This is a genomic window from Microbacterium sp. zg-B96, assembly GCF_030246865.1.
Classification (GTDB): Bacteria; Actinomycetota; Actinomycetes; order Actinomycetales; family Microbacteriaceae; genus Microbacterium.
Genome location: NZ_CP126738.1, coordinates 1674981 through 1691710, shown reverse-complemented (window position 1 = coordinate 1691710; position 16730 = coordinate 1674981). Strand labels below are relative to the sequence as shown.

The following is a 16730-nucleotide window of genomic DNA, read 5'->3' as shown; positions in this document are numbered from 1 at the left end:
GGATTCAGACCAACGCGGCCGCCGCTCGCCCGGCGACTCGGCCGCTGAACAAGCATCCACCCAGGAACGTCCCCTCCAGCGCGCGGTAGCCGTGCATGCCGCCGCCACCGAACCCACTCGCCTCACCCGCCGCGAACAGCCCCGGGATCGCCGCGCCGTCCGCGCCGAGGGCGCGCGAGTGCAGGTCGGTCTCGATGCCCCCGAGCGACTTTCGCGTGAGCACGTGCAGCTTCACCGCGATGAGCGGTCCGGCAGCGGGATCCAAGATGCGGTGCGGGGCAGCCGTGCGCACCATCTTGTCGCCCCGGAACGACCGTGCCGAGCGCAGCATCGCGATCTGGGCGTCCTTGGTGAAGTCGTTGGCCATCTCGCGGTCGCGCGCCTCCAGTTCGCTGCGAACCGTCGCACCATCCAGCACGTCACCGCCCGGCAGCGCCCGCATCCCTGCGATCAGGTCGTCGAGGTTGTCGCGCACCACGAAGTCTGCGCCGCGATCGAGGAAGGCCTGTACCGGAGCGCTGGCACCCTTGCCCAGGCGCGACGACAGCAGCAGCGGCACGTGCTTGCCGGTCAGATCGGGATTCTGCTCGCAGCCCGAAAGCGTGAACTCCTTCTCGATGATCTTGTACGACAGCACGAACCAGGAGTGGTCATGACCGGTGCGCCGCAGGTGAGCGAGCGTGCCGAGCGTGTCGAAGCCGGGGAACAGGGGCACCGGAAGGCGCGCGCCGGTGGCATCCAGCCACACCGACGACGGACCGGGGAGGATGCGGATACCGTGCCGGTGCCACACCGGGCTCCAGTTCTGGATGCCTTCGACGTAGTGCCACATGCGGTCGCCGTTGATCTCGTGCGCCCCCGCCGCCGCCGCTGTGGCGATCATGTGCCCGTCGACGTACGCAGGCACCCCCGCCACCATGGATGCCGGCGGGGTACCGAGGCGCTCCGGCCACCGTTCCCGCACCAGGTCGTGGTTACCGCCGATGCCGCCGGAGGTGACGATCGTGGCGCCCGCAGCGATGTCGAAGCCGCCGACCACTTCTCGTGAGGTCGGGACGCCTCGGGCCGCGCCGGACGGGGCGAGCACTTCACCGCTGGCCCCCGTGACGGCGCCGCCTGCGACCGTGAGGGCGGTGACGCGGTGTCGGGGGAGGATCGTGATGCGGCCCCGCGCTTCGGCCTCCTCGACCGCTGCCTGGAACGGGGCCATGACACCCGGCCCCGTGCCCCACGTGATGTGGAAGCGCGGGACGGAGTTCCCCGGCCCGGTGGCGGTGTAACCGCCGCGCTCAGCCCAGCCCACGATGGGGAAAAAGCCCATGCCCTTCTCGCGCAGCCAGGCCCGCTTCTCGTGGTGCGCGAAGTCCAGGTAGGCCTCGGCCCAGCGGCGCGGCCAGGCATCCTCGTCACGATCGAACCCCGCCGTACCGAACCAGTCCTGCCGCGCGAGATCAGGCGAATCACGGATGCCGAGACGGCGCTGTTCGGGGGAGTCGATGAAGAACAGGCCACCGAAGGACCACCACGCCTGCCCGCCGAGGTTGGTGCGCGGCTCCTGGTCGACGATCACCACCCGCTTGCCGAGAGCCGCGGCCTCCGCGGCGGCAACCAGGCCCGACAGCCCCCAGCCGATGATCAGGACATCCGTTGCGGCGGGGGCGGTCATGGCGACTCCTTCGTCGTCGAAGCGTGATTCAGCTGGGCTCGGGCGGCCGGGTGACGAGGGTGAGCCCGCTCGTATCGCGACCGGCGGATGCTGGTCCGATGCCGGTCGGTTCGAACGTGTTCACCATCGCGTGCGCCGCCCTCTCGAGATAATCCCACAGGGTGGCCTCGTGGAGGGGAGAAAGGCCCAGTTCGTCCACCGCGACGCGCATGTGGGCGAGCCACCGGTCACGGGCATCCGGGTTCACGTGGAACGCCACGTGCCGCATCCGCAGGCGTGGGTGACCTCGTTGCTGGCTGTAATCGTTCGGCCCACCCCAGTACTGCTCCAGGAACATCGCCAGTCGGTTCGTCGCCGGCTCCAGGTCGAGTTCGGGGTACATGGGGCGGAGCACGTCGTCGTCGGCGATGCCACGGTAAAACGCGGCGGCGAGGCGGACGAACGTCTCGTGACCGCCGACCTCGTCATAGAACGACATCGGGGTGCCCTCGGTCATATCGGCTTCTCTTCCTTGCCGGTGGATGCCGCGCCGCCGGGCTCCGTCGGCGGTGTGGGCTTGCCGGTGCGCTTGGGCTTCCACACCGGCCGCGCGTCGCCGGCGGGGGTGGGGGTGGGCTTGGTCATGGGCGGATTGGCGCCGCGCACGCGCTGGGCACCGTCGATACCGGAGAGCACGATCGAGTTCAGCTGCGGCAGGGACAGCCCCATGGCGTCGATCGAGCGCTTGAGCCGCATCCGCAGTTCGCGTGCCACGTCGTCCTTCGCGTTGGGGCGCGTCTTCATCACCAACCGGATCACCAGGGCGTCGCCGTCGATGGATTCCAGGCCCCACACCTCGGGGTTCTCCAGCACCCGGGTGCGCCACCGGGGATCCTTCTGCATGCTGCGCGCGGCCTCGAGCATCTCCCGCTCAACCTCGTCGATGTCGGCGTCGACGGGCACCGCGAGGTCGATGATGACCCGCGACCAGCCCTGCGACATGTTGCCGATACGGAGGATCTCACCGTTGCGCACGTACCAGAGCGTGCCGTTGACGTCGCGGACGTGGGTGACGCGCACCGAGACGTACTCCACGACGCCGGTGGCAAGGCCGAGATCGACGACGTCGCCGATGCCGATCTGGTCTTCCGCGACCACGAAGATGCCGTTGAGCACGTCCTTGACGATGTTCTGCGCGCCGAAACCCAGACCGGCACCGATGGCCGCCGAAAGCAGCGCGAACGAGCCGAGAGCCGTGGGGGCGATCACCTGCACGACCAGCAGCACCACGACGATGACGATCGCCACGTTGACGATGTTCTGCAGGATCGTGCCGAGTGTGCGGGTGCGCTGCACGAGGCGCACCTGAGCGATCGGTGAGCGATCCAGCGCCTGCGTGTCCTCGACGCGCGCCTTCGACTTGGCTCCGGTGACGATGCGGTCGACGGTGCGGTGGATGACGCGGCGCAGCACCCACGCCGCCACCCAGCCGCCGCCGATGATCAGAGCCACCGCAAGCAGGTTCCAGCCGGCGGCGACCAGGAAGTCGAGTATTCGCTGCCAGAAGTCGGGGTTGGTCACGTCGTCCATTCGTTCGATCCTAGCGACGGGGCCTCGGTGCCGCCTGAGCGGAGTGGGGTGGCGGCGGACACACACCGCGCCCCGGCAGCCCACGCAGGTGGGCGCCGGGGCGCGGTGGTGACGTGATGCCTACTCGGCGTCGCGGGCCTGCACAGCCAGGGCGCGCTCCACGCCGGCGAGGTTCTCGGCCACGAGGCGGCGCAGCGCCGGAGGTGCGTCCTGCTTGGCTGCGAGCCACCCGCGCGTGGCGTCGCGCAGCGCCACATCGGCCAGCGGCGCGGGGTACAGCCCGACGATCAGGTACTGCGCGATCTGGTACGTCCGCGACTCCCAGATCGGCAGCAGCATGTCGAAGTATGCGGGCACGAACTCGGCCAGCAGGTCACGGCCGGCGGGGTGGACGAACCCGGCTGCGGCGGCGCGCACGATCGTGTTCGGAGCATCCGCGGTATCGATGAGCGACGACCACGCGGCCCGCTTGGCGTCGACGTCGGGCAGCGCGGCCCGAGCCTGGGCGGCGAACTCGCCGCCCTTGGCGGTGTTGTCTGCGGCGAGGGCCTCGTCGATGTCGGCACCGGTGACGCTGCCGGCCGCTGCCAGCGAGATCAGCAGCTGCCACGCCAGGTCGGTGTCGATTTCCAGCCCCTCCAGCGCCGTCTCGCCGGTGCGCAGCGCCCGCACCGTCTCGGCGTGTGCGGGGGTGCTGGCGGCACCGGCGAACGCGGTGACGAACTGCAGCTGGCTGTCGCTTCCGGCCTCGGCGGCCTGAGCCAGCTCCCACAGGCCGTCCGCGACGCGGGCGCGGGTCGCCTCCCGTCGCTCCGGCGTGACGTACGAGTTCGCGGCGAGCAGCAGCTGGCCGAGCGTGGTGCGCACCGTGGTGGACTCGGTCTCGGTGCCGATGTTGCGCAGCACCAGGTCGACGTAGTCACTCGCGGCGGACTCACCGTCGCGGGTCTGATCCCACGCGGCACCCCAGACCAGCGAACGTGCGAGCGGGTCGGTGATGTCCTGCAGGTGCGCGATGGCCGTCTGCAGCGACCGCTCGTCGAGGCGGATCTTCGCGTACGCCAGGTCCTCGTCGTTGAGCAGCACGAGATCGGGACGCGTGAGGCCCTTCAGCTGTGGCACCTCGGTGAGGTCGCCGTCGACGTCGAGCTGCTCGTGGTGCACGCGCACCAGGGCGTCGCCCTGCAGCTCGTAGAAGCCGACGCCCACGCGGTGCGGGCGGATCGTGGGGTAGTCGGCGGGGGCGGTCTGCACGATGGCGAACCGCGTGATGGTGCCGTCGTCGGTCGTGGCGATCTCCGGGGAGAGCGTGTTGACCCCGGCGGTCTCCAGCCACTTCTTCGACCACGTCGACAGGTCCCGGCCGCTGGTGTTCTCGAGCTCGACCAGCAGGTCGGAAAGCTCGGTGTTGGACCATTCGTTCTTCTTGAAGTAGGCAGCGACGCCCGCGAAGAACTGCTCGATGCCGACCCACGCGGCCAGCTGCTTGAGTACCGAGCCGCCCTTGGCGTAGGTGATGCCGTCGAAGTTGACCTGCACGTCTTCGAGATCGTTGATCTCCGCGACGACAGGGTGAGTCGACGGCAACTGGTCCTGACGGTACGCCCAGGTCTTCTCCATCGCGTTGAAGGTGGTCCACGCCTCGGTCCACTCCGTGGCCTCCGCGGTCGCCATCGTCGAGGCCCACTCGGCGAACGATTCGTTCAGCCACAGGTCGTTCCACCAGCGCATCGTCACCAGATCGCCGAACCACATGTGTGCCAGCTCGTGCAGGATCGTGACGACCCGGCGCTCCTTGGCGGCGTCGGTCACCTTGCTGCGGAACACGTACGTCTCGGTGAACGTCACCGCGCCGGCGTTCTCCATCGCACCGGCGTTGAACTCCGGCACGAACAGCTGGTCGTACTTGGCGAACGGGTACGGGTAGTCGAACTTCTCCTCGAAGTAGGCGAAGCCCTCGCGCGTCTTGTCGAAGACGTAGTCGGCGTCGAGGAACTGCCACAGGCTCTTGCGGGCATACACGCCGAGCGGCACGACGCGCCCCGAAGCGCTGGTGAGCTCGGAGAAGGTCGCCTCGTAGGGTCCGGCGATCAGCGCGGTGATGTAGGACGAGATCGGCGGGGTTGGTTCGAAGGTCCAGGTGGCCGTGCCGTCGCCGTGACGCTTCGGCTCCGGCGTGGGGGAGTTGGAGACGACCTTCCACGGCTCCGGCGCCGTGACGGTGAACTGGAAGGTCGCCTTGACGTCGGGCTGCTCGAACACGGCGAACATGCGGCGGGAGTCAGGCACTTCGAACTGCGAGTAGAGGTAGACCTCGCCGTCGACGGGATCGACGAAGCGGTGCAGGCCCTCGCCGGTGTTGGTGTACAGGCAGTCGGCATCGATGACCAGCTCGTTCTCAGCGGCCAGCTCCGACAGCGCGATGCGGGAGTCGGCGAAGGCGGCCGCCGGGTCGACGGTGTGACCGTTCAGAGTGATCTCCCGCACATCACGCGCGATGAGGTCGATGAAGGTAGCGGCGCCTTCGGTGGCGGCGAAGCGCACCGTGGTCCGCGAGCCGAAAACCTCCGGTCCGCGGGTCAGATCCAGTGCGACCTCATACGAGACCGCCACTGCGGGGTCGATGACTGCGCGGCGCTCCTGCGCTTCGATGCGGGTGAGGTTCTCTCCGGGCACGGCGGTTCTCCCAATGGTTTGGCTGTGAAGTCCCGGTTGCGCGGGCACGCCCCACAGCCTAAGGCTTCACGTGCGACCCGCCCACGGTGGGTGCGAGGATAGAGGGGTGAGCTCCACCGAACATGTCCCACCGTTCACGAGTGCCGAACCCGCGAAGGTCCCCTTCGCCTCGGCTGCAGCAACCTCCGGCGCCCCCCATGTCGAGGTTCCCGTCGCCTACGACGCGATCCTGCTCGCAGGCTTCGGCGGACCGGAGGGACAGGACGACGTCATCCCGTTCCTGCGCAACGTCACGCGCGGCCGCGGCATCCCGGACGAGCGCCTCGAAGAGGTCGCGCATCACTACCGCCACTTCGGCGGGGTCAGCCCGATCAACGACCAGAACCGCGCGCTCAAGGCTGCGATCGAGGACGAGTTCACTCGCCGCGGCATCGCCCTGCCGGTGTACTGGGGCAACCGCAACTGGGGTCCCTACCTCGAGGACGCCGTGAAGGATGCCGCAGCAGCGGGGCACACCACTCTGCTCGGCATCGCCACGAGCGCGTACAGCTCGTTCTCCAGCTGCCGTCAGTACCGCGAGGACTTCGCGCGGGTGCTGGAAGAGACCGGCCTGGGTGATGTCGTCACGATCGACAAGGTGCGTCAGTTCTTCGACCACCCCGGGTTCGTGGCACCCTTCAGCGCCGGCGTGCGCGATGCGATCGTCGGGTTCCTCGACGACGGCGTCGCCCCCGACCAGATTCGGGTGCTGTTCTCCACGCACAGTGTGCCGATCGACGACGCCAAGCGCTCCGGTCCGCGTGATGTCGACTGGGGCGACGGCGGCGCCTACGCGGCGCAGCACCGCGCAGTGGCCGAAGTGATCATGTCCGACGTCGTCGCGGAGCGACCCGACGCGGCATCCGTCACCTGGGACCTGGTCTATCAGTCCCGCTCCGGCCCGCCCTCGCAGCCGTGGCTCGAGCCCGACGTGGTCGAAGTGATCGAAACACTGCCGGATGCCGGCGTGCGTGCGCTCGCGATCGTGCCGCTGGGCTTCGTCAGCGACCACATGGAGGTGCTGTGGGATCTGGACACCGAGGCCCTCGAGGCGGCGGAGGAGGCCGGTTTGCGCGCGGTGCGTACGCCGACGCCGGGCGTGGACCCCGCATACGTCTCCGGGCTGGTCGACCTGGTCGTGGAGCGGCTCGAGGGCACACCGGTGACTGAACGCCCCCACCGCACGGAACTGGGACCCTGGTTCGACGTGTGCCGGCCGGGGTGCTGCGAGAACGTGCGCGCCGGGTTCAAGCCCGCCGCCGCCGGCGTCGCCCCCTAGCCTCGGCGGTGGATGGGCGACCCTAGGATTGACCCATGCGCATCCACATCGCGACCGACCACGCCGGCCTCGAGTTCTCGACGCACCTGCAGCACCACCTCGCGGGGCAAGGTCACGACCTCGTGGACCATGGTCCGCTCGAGTACGACGCGCTCGATGACTATCCGGCGTTCTGCATCCGCGCCGCCCAAGCGGTCGTGCGCGATCAGGATGCCGGTGTCGAAGCGCTCGGTGTCGTTTTCGGTGGCTCCGGCAACGGCGAGCAGATGTCGGCGAACAAGGTGCGGGGCGTCCGTGCCGCGCTGGTGTGGAGCATCGCCACCGCGGAGCTCGCCCGCGAGCACAACGACGCCAACGTGATCGCCATCGGCGCGCGTCAGCACACGTTCGACCAGGCCGCCTCGTTCATCGACCGTTTCATCGCCACGCCGTTCTCGGGCGACGAGCGTCACGCCCGCCGCATCGCCCAGATCGCGGCGTTCGAGACCGACGGGACTCTCGAGCCCGACCCGCGGGCCGACGCGTTGCAGCCCGACGTGCTCGCCGCCGACGACAGCAGCTTCGACCCGGAAGCAGGCTGATGCCCGAGGGTCACTCCGTCCACCGCATCGCGCGGCAGTTCGACCGCAACTTCGTCGGACGGCCCGTTGCGGCATCCAGCCCGCAGGGCCGCTTCGCGGAGGGCGCCGCCGTGCTCGACGGGCGCACGCCGACCGAGGTGCGTGCCGTCGGCAAGCAGATGTTCCTCGCGTTCGAAGGCGATCTGTGGCTGCGCGTACACCTGGGGCTCTACGGCGCGTGGGACTTCGCCGGCGAGATCCTGATGGACCCGACCATCGCCTCCGCCAACGGGCGGATGGGGCAGACCAACCAGCGCGGCACCGTGCTGGAGGACGCTCCGATTCTGGATGCCGCGGGGGAGAACTCGCTGTCATCGATCGGTGCGCCGCGGCGCACGCGCGTGCACGTGCGGATGTCGGAGCAGACCACCGGCCTGGGCAACGACCTGGAGTGGCCGCCGGCCATCGTCGGACAGGTGCGTCTGCGGCTGATGACCGACATCACGTGCGCCGACCTGCGCGGCCCGACCGCGTGCGAGCTGCAGACGCCGGAGGAGATGGCCGCCACCGTCGCCAAGCTCGGCCCCGACCCGCTCGTGGACGACGTCGCGGCGGGCGAGGAACGGTTCACCTCGATCGTGCGGCGCAAGCCCACCGCGATCGGCCAGCTGCTGATGGACCAGAGCGTCGTCGGCGGCATCGGCAATGTCTACCGTGCCGAGATGCTCTTCCGCGCGCGCCAGAATCCGCACACGCCGGGGCGCGACGTGCCCGAAGACACCGTGCGGGCGCTGTGGCGTGACTGGGTGCGGCTGCTGACCATCGGCGTGGAGACCGGCCAGATGATGACCATGGACGACCTCGCGCCCGAGGATTACCGCAAGGCGATGGCTTCCCGCGATGATCGTCACTGGGTCTACCACCGCGCCGGGCTGCCCTGCCGCGTGTGTGGCACGGCGATCGTCGTCGAGGAGATGGCGACCCGCAAGCTGTACTGGTGCCCTTCCTGCCAGGCCTGAGACACCACCCCCACCGGCCCTCGTGGCCCTGACGACGGAGTCACGCATGCCCAAAACCAAGAAGCGCAAGAAACCGAGCACCCGGCCGAAAACGCGCGGCCCGGTTCCGCGGGACGGGCTGGGCCGACGGACGACGGGCTCGATCGCCACCACCCGAAAAGTGATCGCCATCGTCGGCAACCTGGTCGGTACCGTCGCGCTGCTCGTCGCGATCTGCGCGGTGGTCTGGCTGCTCCTCCACACGGCAGGCGGGGGCAGAATCAGCGAGGTCTTCCCCGATGACATCGGCGGCACGGAGACCATCGCGTTCCCCACCCTCATGGCGGGCCTGTCGATGATCGGCTTCTTCTTCGGCCAGTACGCCGTCCGCGGCCGGTGGGAAGTGGTCGTCAGCGAGGGCAAGTCGGGCGGGTCCTTCGGCGTCCACCTGCGGCCCATCAGCGTCCGCCTGCACGTCCTCCTGCTCGGGCTCACCCTGGCGGCGTGGGCGCTGGTGATGGTCGTGCCGGTCGTACTCGATGCGCGGGGCAGCCTTGACATCCCCTTGGGCTCGTCCGCCGTCGACCAGTTCTGGTTCACCGTCACGGTCTACGGCGTGCTCACCGGCATCCTCGTGGCCATGATCGCGCTGTCGCTCTTCAAGAAGCTGACGTACAACGACCTGCTGGCACGTCACTCCTCGACCATCGTCCCTGGTTCTGCTCGCCAGCTGTGGTGGGCTAAGTTCTCCCACATCTGGCGCGCGGAGCTCGGTATCGCCGGCTTCGCCGGTGCCGCGCTGGGCCTCAGCCCGCTCGGCGTGCATCTCGATAGCCCCGCCTACGGGTTCGGTGCCCTCGCGATCGGTATCGCCCTCATGACGGTCGCCGTGCTGTTGGCGCGCAACTCGTGGCGGTCGGGGCTGGCCGTGGAACGCGTCGGCTCCTACATCTGACCGCTCCCGCGCGACACGACGGTAGTGGCACGCAAATAGGCTGGGGGCATGCGCCAGAATCCCAGCTTCGCCATGACGGACGTCGCAGAATTGCGCCGCCTCATCGACGAGAACCCGTGGATGACGCTCGTCAGCGGCACCCCGGACGGGCTCGTCGCCTCGCACTACGCGGTGCTGCTGGACGATACCCGGGATGACCTCACGGTCGTGGCGCACATGGGCAAGCCCGATGACCTCATCCACGGGCTGGGGGAGCGTGAACTGCTGGTGGTGGCGCAGGGGCCGCACGGCTACATCTCGCCCGGCTGGTACGGCGATGTCGCCGCAGTGCCGACGTGGAACTTCGTCTCCGTGCACCTCAGCGGCGTGCCCGAACTGCTCTCGCCGGAGGAGAACCTCGCCGTGCTCGACCGGCTGGTCGCCCGCTTCGAAAGCGGGATGTCGCAGCCGCGGCTCATGTGGGAGCGGCCGAACGACGCAGACTTCATCCACCGCCTCGAGAAGGGCACCGTCGGGTTCCGGCTCACGCCGACGCGCGTGGTCGCCAAGCGCAAACTGAGTCAGAACCGCCCCGACGAGGTGGTGGAGACGATCATCGCCGAGTTGGATGCCGGGTCGAGCCCCTACGCCGACCCTCGACTGGCCGACGAGATGCAGCGCGCGCTCGACGCCCGCCCGGGCCGCGCATGAACCCCGGCGTGGGCGAACAGGTCACGGTGGTCGCGAACGCGCATCTGACCGGCGCCGACCGCACCGACCCGTTCGGCGGCGACCTGGTCGACGTGCACCTGCGCGCCGGTGCGATCGTCGACATCGCGCCGGCGCGCGCACTGCCGCGAACCGGCGTGGTCCTCGACGCCGACGGCGGTTGGCTGGTGCCGGGGCTGTGGGACCACCACGTGCACACCGTCCAGTGGGCGCTGGGGTCCCAGCGTCAAGCGCTGGGACACGCCACGAGCGCAGCACACGCTGCCCGGATCATGGCCGGGGCCCCGGTGCTCGACGACGGGCGTCGGGTGGGCACGGGGTTCCGCCACGCCATGTGGCCGGACGAACCCACACTCGAATCGCTGGACGCCGCCACCGGGGGCGTGCCGACATATCTCATCAACGCTGACGTCCACAGCGTCTGGCTCAACTCCGCCGCGCTGCGCCGTGAGGGACATCCGGTGGGCGGGACGGGGCTGCTGCGCGAGTCGCCGGCGTTCGAGATCTCCCGGCGTCTGAACCTCGTTCCCACCGATGTGTCGGACGCCGCCGTTGACCGGATGGCGCGCGCTGCGGCATCCCGCGGCGTCGTCGGAATCGTCGATCTCGACATGGCCTGGAACGCCGATGCCTGGGCGCGGCGCGCCGCCGCCGGATTCGACACGCTTCGCGCGCGGTTCGGGATCTATCCGCCCGACCTCGACCGTGCGCTCGGCCTGGGGCTGGAAAGCGGCGACGCGGTCGATCCGGCGGGTCTGTTCCGCGTGGGCTCGCTGAAGGTGATCACCGACGGGTCGCTCGGCACGCGCACCGCCGCCTGCTCACACGCGTACCCTGGCGACCCGTTCAACCACGGCATGCTCACGGTGCCGCCGGACGAGCTGATCACGCTGATGACGCGGGCCACCGGCGGGGGATTGTCCAGCGCGATCCACGCGATCGGCGACGTCGCCAATGCGCATGCCCTCGACGCCTTCGCGCTCTCCGGCGCCACCGGCACGATCGAGCATGCCCAGCTGGTCGCGCACTCCGACGTGCGCCGCTTCGCCGCGCTCGGCATCGGCGCGAGCGTGCAGCCCGAGCACGCGCTCGATGACCGCGACGTCACCGACAGCGTCTGGGCCACCCAGACCGCCCTGGCTTATCCGCTGCGCGCCTTCGCCGATGCCGGCGTCAACCTGCTGTTCGGGTCCGACGCGCCGGTGTCGCCCTTGGATCCCTGGGCGGCGATGGCCGCTGCCGTGTACCGCACCCGCGATGGCCGGGAGCCCTGGCAACCGGGTCAGGCGGTGGGGGCGGCCACCGCTCTCGCGGCATCCACCGCCACGGGCTCGGCCGAGGGTTCAGCCCTGCGCATCGGCGATGTCGCCGACCTCGCGGTCGTGTCGCACGACCCGCTGGTCGCGGAAGAGGCCACCCTGCGGGCAATGGGCGTCGCGGCGACGATGATCGCCTCGCGCCTCACCCACGTGGCCGGCTGACACGACAAAGCCCCGCACGACGGGGTGCGGGGCTTCGTGGAAGATCTAGGGGCTTACTCGGCCAGATGGGCGAAGAGGAACCAGCGGTCCTTCTCCAGACCCGCCTTGATGCTGATCGCGACGTCCTGGCTGGTGAGGTCGACCTCGTCCAAACCGTCGATGGCTGCCTGGACGTCGATGAGCACGCCGTCGATGTCGGACAGGACACTGCGCACGACGGCATCCCACTGCGTGAAACCGGCGGGAACGGCGGTGGGCTTGGCCTTCTGCGCGACGGTCGCCAGGCGCGCGTCGATGGGAAGGCCGAGGGCGACGATGCGCTCGGCGGCCTCGTCGGACCACGCCTGGGCGTGCTCGACGACGGTGTCGAGAAGTTCGTGGATCGACTGGAAGTTCGCGCCGCGGACGTTCCAGTGCGCCTGCTTGCCATTGACGACGAGGGCCTGCAGCCCCATGACGACGGGTGTGAGGAACTGCGCGGTTCCGGCGGCCACCGTCGGGTCGGCTGCGGTTGCGGCGATGGTCTGGTTCTTCGTCATTTCGTCGTCTCCATTCGGCGGGGTGTCACCCCGCTTTGAGACAACGGTACTCAGGCCGTGTTATTCCGCAAGCAAGCTGAGGCTGGGCTAATGAAGGTTGCATCGGCCCTGCGGGCCTACCCTCAAGGCATGACCGTTGCCGACGAAGCCTCTGTCCTTTCCGTATCCGGCTCCACCCCGCGCATACCGCCGTCCGCTTTCGTGGCCGCCGGGGCCCGCCTGGTGGGCGCGGTGACGCTGGGGGAGGAGGCGAGCGTCTGGTACAACGCGGTGCTGCGCGCCGACAGCGACAGCATCACGATCGGCGCCGGCAGCAACGTGCAGGACAACGTGACGGTGCACGTGGATGCGGGGCACCCCGTGGTGATCGGCGAGAAGGTGTCGATCGGGCACAACGCCGTCGTCCACGGCTGCACGGTGGAGGACGGCTCGCTGATCGGGATGGGCAGCGTCATCCTGTCGGGCGCGGTGATCGGTGCCGGTTCGCTGGTCGCCGGCGGGGCGGTGGTGCTGGAGGGCACGGTCATCCCGCCGGGGTCGCTGGTGGCGGGGGTCCCCGCGAAGGTGCGGCGCGAGCTGTCGGACGACGAGCGGCTGAAGCTACGCCGCAACGCCGACATCTACCGCGCGCACCTGCAGAACCACTCCGCGGTGACGCGGGTCGACTGAGTCTTCGTCGCCGAGGTGTTGGAATTCAGCCTGTGGGGCACATTCCACCCCATTTCGGGCGGTTTCGCTCGCGTCAGGCTGAATTCCGCCGCCAAGACAAATGCCCCGGCACATCGCGGGTGGCGATATGTCGGGGCAGTGGAGGGGATGACGGGAATCGAACCCGCACCATCAGTTTGGAAGACTGAGGCTCTACCATTGAGCTACATCCCCGCAGCGGTCGAGCCGCGGCCTCCGCAAGTCTAGACGAACTGCGCGCACAGCGCGGACACGGTGCGGTCGGCTAGACTTCCCGGGGTCGTTTCGGCGCACGCGTGCGTGTGCACAACCCGGGGCGTAGCTCAGCTTGGTAGAGCGCCCGCTTTGGGAGCGGGAGGCCGCAGGTTCAAATCCTGTCGCCCCGACGAAAACGACTTCCCAGACATCCAGACTTTCCGCCTCCGCGCGTCTGCGCGGATCACCCAAGGAGAAGCAACAGGCATGGTCAACGCCACCGTCGAGAAGCTCACCCCGACCCGGGTCAAGCTCCACATCACGGTCACCCCGGACGAACTGAAGCCCGCTATCGCTCACGCGTACGAGCACATCGCCCAGGACATCCAGATCCCCGGTTTCCGCAAGGGCAAGGTGCCCGCGCCGATCATCGACCAGCGTGTCGGTAAGGGCGCCGTCATCGAGCACGCCGTCAGCGAGGGCCTCGACGGGTTCTACCGCGACGCCGTCAAGGAGACCGAGGTTCGCGTCGTCGGCCGTCCCGCCGCCGAGGTCATCGAGTGGCCCAGCGACAAGGACTTCTCCGGTGACCTCGTCGTCGAGGTCGAGGTGGACGTCCGCCCCGAGTTCGAGCTTCCCGCCTACGAGGGCCTGACCATCGAGGTCGACGCCGTCGAGACCGATGAAGCTGCCGTCGACGCCGAGCTCGACCGCCTGCGGAGCCGCTTCGGCACGCTGGTGACGGTTGACCGCCCCGCCAAGACCGGCGACTTCGTCGAGCTGAACCTCGTCGCCACGATCGACGGCGCCGAGATCGACCGCGCCGAGGGCGTGTCCTACGAAGTGGGTTCGGGCGAGCTGCTCGAGGGCACCGACGAGGCCATCGAATCCCTCACCGCCGGTGAGGACACGACGTTCCGCTCCAAGCTCGTGGGCGGCGACCACGCCGGTTCCGAGGCCGAGGTGGCCGTCACGGTCGTCGCCGTCAAGGAGCGCGAGCTTCCCGACGCCGACGACGACTTCGCGCAGATCGCCAGCGAGTTCGACACCATCGCCGAGCTGCGTGCCAGCCTGGCCGAGCGCGTGTCCGAGCAGTCCGGCTTCGCGCAGGCATCCGCCGCTCGTGACAAGCTCGTCGAGAAGCTCATCGAGCTGACCGACATCCCCGTTCCCGAGCAGCTGGTCGAGGACGAGGTGCACACGCACCTTGAAGGCGAAGGCCGCCTCGAGGACGACGAGCACCGCGCCGAGGTCACCGAGGCGAGCAAGAAGCAGTTCCGCACCCAGATGGTGCTGGACAAGATCGCCGAAGAGTTCAAGGTTCAGGTCTCGCAGGACGAGCTCACCCAGTACCTCATCCAGTCGGCCGCCCAGTACAACATGGCTCCGCAGGAGTTCGTCAACGCGCTGCAGCAGGGCAACCAGCTCCCCGCGATGATCGGTGAGGTCGGCCGCAACAAGGCTCTGGCCCTCGCGCTGGGCAAGGTCACGGTCGTCGACACCGCCGGCAAGCCGGTCGACCTGAGTGGCTTCATCGCCCTCGAGGACGAGCCCGCCGCTGAGGAAGACGTCGTGGAAGAGGCCCAGGAGATCGCGGATGCCGCGGCTGACGCCGACGCCGTGATCGAGGCCGAGGAGAAGCCGGCGAAGAAGGCCACCGCCAAGAAGGCTCCCGCCAAGAAGGCCCCGGCCGCCGAGGCCGCCGCCGATGAGGCGCCCGCCGAGAAGGCTCCCGCCAAGAAGCCGGCCGCCAAGAAGCCGGCTGCGAAGAAGGCCGCCGACGCGAAGGATGCCGCCGACGCGGCTCCCGCGAAGAAGCCCGCCGCCCGCAAGCCTGCCGCCAAGAAGGCAGCGGACGACAAGTAAGTCGAGTCGAATCGACGACGCCGACGGGGCGGGTGCTGCGGCATCCGCCCCGTCGGCGTCTCATCCGCAGCGGCATCCGGCACTCTGCCCAGGGCGAACACGGGCGGGTCGCCCTCGGGGCGCCGGTAGATTCGTTGCGACGGACCACGGAAACAGGAGTGAACATGGCCGAACCCCTTGTCGCGACCAGCGTCTTCGACAGGCTGCTGAAGGACCGCATCATCTGGCTCGGGTCGGAGGTGCGTGACGACAACGCAAACGAGATCTGCGCCAAGATCCTGCTGCTGGCAGCGGAGGACTCCGAAAAGGACATCTACCTCTACATCAACTCGCCCGGCGGCTCCATCACGGCCGGCATGGCGATCTACGACACGATGCAGTTCGTCCCGAACGACATCGTCACCGTCGGCATCGGCATGGCCGCCTCCATGGGCCAGCTGCTGCTGACCAGCGGAACGAAGGGCAAGCGGTACATCACGCCCAACGCCCGCGTGCTGCTGCACCAGCCGCACGGTGGATTCGGCGGCACCGCCAGCGACATCCAGACGCAGGCTCAGCTGATCCTGTCGATGAAGAAGCGCCTCGCCGAGATCACGGCTGCCCAGACCGGCAAGACGGTCGAGCAGATCAACATCGACGGTGACCGCGACCGCTGGTTCACCGCGGACGAGGCCCTCGAGTACGGCTTCGTCGACCACATCCGTGAGCACGCCGCTGATGTGACCGGCGGCGGCGGAACAGCCGTCGACGGCGTCACCGTCGGCGACGAAACCGCCAACTGAGACCACCGGAGGAGACACAGAGAATGCACACCCCCACCTTCGGCGGCGCCCCTCAGGGCCTTCAGATGCCGAACAGCCGTTACATCCTCCCGCAGTTCGAGGAACGCACGGCCTACGGCTACAAGCGCCAGGACCCGTACAACAAGCTCTTCGAAGACCGCGTGATCTTCCTGGGCGTGCAGGTCGACGACGCATCGGCCGATGACGTCATGGCGCAGCTGCTCGTGCTGGAGTCCCAGGACCCCGACCGCGACATCATCATGTACATCAACTCGCCCGGTGGCTCGTTCACCGCGATGACGGCGATCTACGACACGATGCAGTACGTGTCGCCGCAGATCTCCACCGTCGTGCTCGGCCAGGCCGCTTCGGCTGCCGCCGTGCTGCTGGCGGCCGGTGCTCCCGGCAAGCGTCTGGCGCTGCCCAACGCCCGCATCCTGATCCACCAGCCCGCCGTCGGCGAGGCCGGTCACGGGCAGGCATCGGACATCGAAATCCAGGCGGCCGAGATCCTGCGTATGCGCACGTGGCTCGAGGAGACGCTCGCGAAGCACTCCAACCGCTCGCAGGAGCAGGTCAACAAGGACATCGACCGCGACAAGATCCTCTCGTCCGTCGAGGCGCTCGAGTACGGTCTCGTCGACCAGGTGCTGACCACGCGTAAGCGTCAGCCCCAGGCGATCACCAGCTGACACCCGGATGCCGCGAAGCCCCGCCCCTCGATGGGCGG

Annotated in this window: 15 protein-coding genes and 2 tRNA genes; 11 read left to right on the top strand and 6 right to left on the bottom strand. The window is 69.0% G+C overall.

The features are described from left to right. Positions 1-4: 4 nt before the first annotated feature. The 4 genes from QNO11_RS07805 to pepN form a co-directional block, all read right to left on the bottom strand. A complete protein-coding gene (locus QNO11_RS07805) occupies positions 5-1666 on the bottom strand; it encodes an FAD-binding dehydrogenase (RefSeq protein ID WP_257509640.1) in 1662 nt (553 codons plus the stop codon). A 28-nt stretch (positions 1667-1694) separates the two neighbouring features. Next, positions 1695-2162, bottom strand: a complete 468-nt coding sequence (locus tag QNO11_RS07800; protein WP_257509641.1) for a globin — start codon at positions 2160-2162, stop codon at positions 1695-1697. After that, a complete protein-coding gene (locus QNO11_RS07795; protein ID WP_257509642.1) occupies positions 2159-3235 on the bottom strand; it encodes a mechanosensitive ion channel family protein in 1077 nt (358 codons plus the stop codon). The genes QNO11_RS07800 and QNO11_RS07795 overlap by 4 nt, the downstream gene beginning before the upstream one ends. A gap of 120 nt (positions 3236-3355) precedes the next feature. After that, complete coding sequence (gene pepN, locus QNO11_RS07790; protein ID WP_257509643.1) at positions 3356-5911, bottom strand: aminopeptidase N; 2556 nt, start codon at positions 5909-5911, stop codon at positions 3356-3358. A gap of 106 nt (positions 5912-6017) precedes the next feature. On the opposite strand from pepN, the gene QNO11_RS07785 reads away from it, so the two are divergent. From QNO11_RS07785 to QNO11_RS07760, 6 genes are read left to right on the top strand one after another with little or no spacing between them, the layout of a single operon-like run. Then, complete coding sequence (locus QNO11_RS07785) at positions 6018-7229, top strand: ferrochelatase (RefSeq protein ID WP_257509644.1); 1212 nt, start codon at positions 6018-6020, stop codon at positions 7227-7229. Between the two features lie 35 nt (positions 7230-7264). Further along, on the top strand, positions 7265-7810 hold the full coding sequence (locus QNO11_RS07780; protein ID WP_257509645.1) for a ribose-5-phosphate isomerase: 546 nt from the start codon (positions 7265-7267) through the stop codon (positions 7808-7810). Continuing rightward, complete coding sequence (locus QNO11_RS07775; RefSeq protein WP_257509646.1) at positions 7810-8808, top strand: Fpg/Nei family DNA glycosylase; 999 nt, start codon at positions 7810-7812, stop codon at positions 8806-8808. The genes QNO11_RS07780 and QNO11_RS07775 overlap by 1 nt, the downstream gene beginning before the upstream one ends. 46 nt (positions 8809-8854) lie before the next feature. Beyond that, complete coding sequence (locus tag QNO11_RS07770) at positions 8855-9742, top strand: hypothetical protein (RefSeq protein WP_257509647.1); 888 nt, start codon at positions 8855-8857, stop codon at positions 9740-9742. 48 nt (positions 9743-9790) lie between these two features. Further along, entirely contained in the window at positions 9791-10432 is a 642-nt protein-coding gene (locus QNO11_RS07765) for an FMN-binding negative transcriptional regulator (RefSeq protein WP_257509648.1), read from the top strand. Next, complete coding sequence (locus QNO11_RS07760; protein WP_257509649.1) at positions 10429-11931, top strand: amidohydrolase; 1503 nt, start codon at positions 10429-10431, stop codon at positions 11929-11931. Before QNO11_RS07765 ends, QNO11_RS07760 begins: the two co-directional genes overlap by 4 nt. A 53-nt stretch (positions 11932-11984) precedes the next feature. On the opposite strand, the gene QNO11_RS07755 is transcribed toward QNO11_RS07760, so the two are convergent. Continuing rightward, positions 11985-12470, bottom strand: a complete 486-nt coding sequence (locus tag QNO11_RS07755) for a Dps family protein (protein WP_257509650.1) — start codon at positions 12468-12470, stop codon at positions 11985-11987. A 129-nt stretch (positions 12471-12599) separates the two neighbouring features. Here QNO11_RS07755 and QNO11_RS07750 point away from each other — a divergent pair, with 129 nt between their 5' ends. Continuing rightward, complete coding sequence (locus QNO11_RS07750; RefSeq protein WP_257509651.1) at positions 12600-13139, top strand: gamma carbonic anhydrase family protein; 540 nt, start codon at positions 12600-12602, stop codon at positions 13137-13139. A 139-nt stretch (positions 13140-13278) separates the two neighbouring features. Here QNO11_RS07750 and QNO11_RS07745 read toward each other — a convergent pair. Next, positions 13279-13352, bottom strand: a tRNA-Gly gene (locus QNO11_RS07745). 117 nt (positions 13353-13469) lie between these two features. Between QNO11_RS07745 and QNO11_RS07740 the strand changes: the two genes are divergently transcribed. The 4 genes from QNO11_RS07740 (at position 13470) to QNO11_RS07725 (ending at position 16692) form a co-directional block, all read left to right on the top strand. After that, positions 13470-13543: transfer RNA gene (locus QNO11_RS07740), tRNA-Pro, on the top strand. 76 nt (positions 13544-13619) lie between these two features. Then, the gene (gene tig / locus QNO11_RS07735; protein ID WP_257509652.1) at positions 13620-15218 is read left to right on the top strand and encodes a trigger factor; all 1599 of its coding nucleotides are present in this window, start codon (positions 13620-13622) and stop codon (positions 15216-15218) included. A 164-nt stretch (positions 15219-15382) separates the two neighbouring features. Further along, the gene (locus tag QNO11_RS07730; RefSeq protein ID WP_257509653.1) at positions 15383-16000 is read left to right on the top strand and encodes an ATP-dependent Clp protease proteolytic subunit; all 618 of its coding nucleotides are present in this window, start codon (positions 15383-15385) and stop codon (positions 15998-16000) included. A 23-nt stretch (positions 16001-16023) separates the two neighbouring features. Further along, a complete protein-coding gene (locus QNO11_RS07725) occupies positions 16024-16692 on the top strand; it encodes an ATP-dependent Clp protease proteolytic subunit (RefSeq protein ID WP_257509654.1) in 669 nt (222 codons plus the stop codon). Positions 16693-16730: the final 38 nt, after the last annotated feature.

Excerpts from the sequence above, each read along its gene's own strand:
- QNO11_RS07805 (WP_257509640.1), bottom strand. The coding sequence starts at position 1,666 with ATGACCGCCCCCGCCGCAACGGATGTCCTGATCATCGGCTGGGGGCTG.
- QNO11_RS07800 (WP_257509641.1), bottom strand. The coding sequence starts at position 2,162 with ATGACCGAGGGCACCCCGATGTCGTTCTATGACGAGGTCGGCGGTCAC.
- QNO11_RS07795 (WP_257509642.1), bottom strand. The coding sequence starts at position 3,235 with ATGGACGACGTGACCAACCCCGACTTCTGGCAGCGAATACTCGACTTC.
- QNO11_RS07780 (WP_257509645.1), top strand. The coding sequence starts at position 7,265 with ATGCGCATCCACATCGCGACCGACCACGCCGGCCTCGAGTTCTCGACG.
- QNO11_RS07775 (WP_257509646.1), top strand. The coding sequence starts at position 7,810 with ATGCCCGAGGGTCACTCCGTCCACCGCATCGCGCGGCAGTTCGACCGC.
- QNO11_RS07770 (WP_257509647.1), top strand. The coding sequence starts at position 8,855 with ATGCCCAAAACCAAGAAGCGCAAGAAACCGAGCACCCGGCCGAAAACG.
- QNO11_RS07765 (WP_257509648.1), top strand. The coding sequence starts at position 9,791 with ATGCGCCAGAATCCCAGCTTCGCCATGACGGACGTCGCAGAATTGCGC.
- QNO11_RS07760 (WP_257509649.1), top strand. The coding sequence starts at position 10,429 with ATGAACCCCGGCGTGGGCGAACAGGTCACGGTGGTCGCGAACGCGCAT.
- QNO11_RS07755 (WP_257509650.1), bottom strand. The coding sequence starts at position 12,470 with ATGACGAAGAACCAGACCATCGCCGCAACCGCAGCCGACCCGACGGTG.
- QNO11_RS07750 (WP_257509651.1), top strand. The coding sequence starts at position 12,600 with ATGACCGTTGCCGACGAAGCCTCTGTCCTTTCCGTATCCGGCTCCACC.
- tig (WP_257509652.1), top strand. The coding sequence starts at position 13,620 with ATGGTCAACGCCACCGTCGAGAAGCTCACCCCGACCCGGGTCAAGCTC.
- QNO11_RS07730 (WP_257509653.1), top strand. The coding sequence starts at position 15,383 with ATGGCCGAACCCCTTGTCGCGACCAGCGTCTTCGACAGGCTGCTGAAG.
- QNO11_RS07725 (WP_257509654.1), top strand. The coding sequence starts at position 16,024 with ATGCACACCCCCACCTTCGGCGGCGCCCCTCAGGGCCTTCAGATGCCG.